The organism is Priestia sp. P5_B4 (genome assembly GCF_056400385.1).
On the sequence record NZ_JBFULJ010000705.1, the window covers coordinates 1 to 1,986 of the forward strand.

Below are 1,986 nucleotides of genomic sequence, written 5' to 3' on the forward strand. Positions count from 1 at the left end.
ACATTTATCATCACGCTTTTTCTTATTGGATTTATTGGGTCGTTTATTTCCGGTATGGTCGGTATTGGCGGGTCTGTTATTAATTATCCGATGCTGTTATATATTCCTCCATTAGTAGGAGTAGGAGCATTAACGGCTCATCAAGTCTCAGGTGCAGGAGCTGTTCAAGTGTTCTTTGCGACAATAGGCGGCGTATGGGCGTATCGAAAAAGCGGATTTTTAAACAAATCATTAATTTTATATATGGGCAGCAATATTCTAATCGGCAGCATGCTTGGAAGCTACAGCTCACATTATATGAATGAACAAGGATTAAATGTTGTATATGGAGTTTTAGCTCTTATTGCGGTTGTTATGATGTTTATTCCAAAGAAAAATTTAGATGAGATAAAAGAAGGAGAACTTCAATTCAATAAAGGGTTAGCTTCTATTTTATCACTGCTTATCGGAGCCGTAGCAGGCGTGTTAGGAGCAGGAGGAGCCTTTATTTTAGTTCCTGTGATGCTCGTGGTGCTTAAAATCCCAACTCGAATTACCATCGCAACTTCACTAGCCGTTACCTTTATTTCTTCCATTGGTTCGACGGTTGGAAAGCTGATAACGCATCAAATCCCATTTATACCTGCACTTATTTTAGTGGCGGCAAGCCTGATTGCCTCTCCAATCGGTGCAAAAGCGGGGCAGAAAATGAATACAAAAGTGCTTCAGTGGATCCTTGCCGGTTTAATTTTAACAACGGCAATTAAGATTTGGTGGGGGCTGCTATAAAAAAAGCTAAAGCTATGGGWTCCCATAGCTTTAGCTTTTTTTATAGCAGTTCATGACTTTCCACAAACGCTTCAAGCGCAGGGTGAAATTCTTTTTGATAGTGGTTCGACGGACATACTTTTACAACAGTAGAGCGAAGCGCATTGGATTTTGATGTATTTAACACTTGCTTGCATTTAGGGCATCGTTCATTAAACAGCAAATGAAGCCATTTCACTTTTCATCACTCCTGTACTAAAACCTTTAAATCTTATCGAGTTAATAAGGATTATAAAGGGTTTTGCACGGTAGGTCAATGAAAAGGGAAGGAATCTTACAAAATAGTTTACTAAGATAAATATATTTGCATAAAAAATTAAGAATTTATAGAATTTATTGTTTATTTATTTGATTTTTATGTTATCCTTTTTAACATACATTAAATACAAGGCCATATTTATCGTACGACCTTTGATTTGTATTACAAATAGTGAATAAGAAAAATATGTACGGAAAGGAGAATGTGACATCAAGAAGAAATGAAGAGTCAGAGAGCAAGCAGATGCTGGTTGTCTATTAAAAAGGCATCTTCCAAGGCTTAAAAGAAGCCTGAGCTCATAGGGAGGGCTTTTGTTTTAATTTTTCTGACTATTCGAATAATTAACTCGTTATTAAAAGTTTAAAATCTAGAAAAGGAATGATCATCAATGAAAGATAAATTTGCCCAACGAACTAGTCTTGTAAAATCCTCTGAAACGCGTGAAATCTTAAAAGTAACGGAACGACCAGAAGTCATTTCGTTTGCAGGAGGACTTCCAGCGCCGGAGCTATTTCCCGTTGAAGCAATGAACGATGCGTGCCGCGCCGTATTAAATGAAGACGGAGCCGCTTCGCTTCAATATAGTACAACAGAGGGGTATATCCCTTTACGAGAAGCAATTTCTAAACGAATGCAGGACATCGGCATTGAGTCCACGGTTTCGAACATTTTAATTACGTCCGGATCTCAGCAGGCAATCGATCTGACCGGAAGACTGTTTCTTAATGACGGAGACGTGGTAATCTGTGAAAGCCCAACGTACCTAGCAGCCATTAACGTATTTAAATCCTACAATGCGACGTTTGTAGAAGTAGACATGGACGAAGACGGAATGATTATGGAAGAGCTAGAGAAAAAGCTTCAGGAAAATCCACAGGCTAAATTTATTTATACGATTCCTGATTTTCAAAATCCTACAG

At 38.2% G+C, this 1,986-nt stretch carries 3 protein-coding genes; 2 read left to right on the plus strand and 1 reads right to left on the minus strand.

Annotation, left to right across the window (positions count from 1 at the left end; translation table 11 throughout):
- Positions 1–768: sulfite exporter TauE/SafE family protein (locus tag AC1DRF_RS24925; RefSeq protein WP_477741959.1), on the plus strand; the 768-nt coding region annotated here is incomplete at its 5' end.
- Between the two features lie 40 nt (positions 769–808).
- On the opposite strand, the gene AC1DRF_RS24930 is transcribed toward AC1DRF_RS24925, so the two are convergent.
- Positions 809–985: a hypothetical protein gene (locus tag AC1DRF_RS24930; RefSeq protein WP_477741960.1), complete on the minus strand. Its 177-nt coding sequence runs from the start codon at positions 983–985 to the stop codon at positions 809–811.
- 469 nt (positions 986–1,454) lie between these two features.
- Between AC1DRF_RS24930 and AC1DRF_RS24935 the strand changes: the two genes are divergently transcribed.
- Positions 1,455–1,986: aminotransferase class I/II-fold pyridoxal phosphate-dependent enzyme (locus tag AC1DRF_RS24935; RefSeq protein ID WP_477741961.1), on the plus strand; the 532-nt coding region annotated here is incomplete at its 3' end.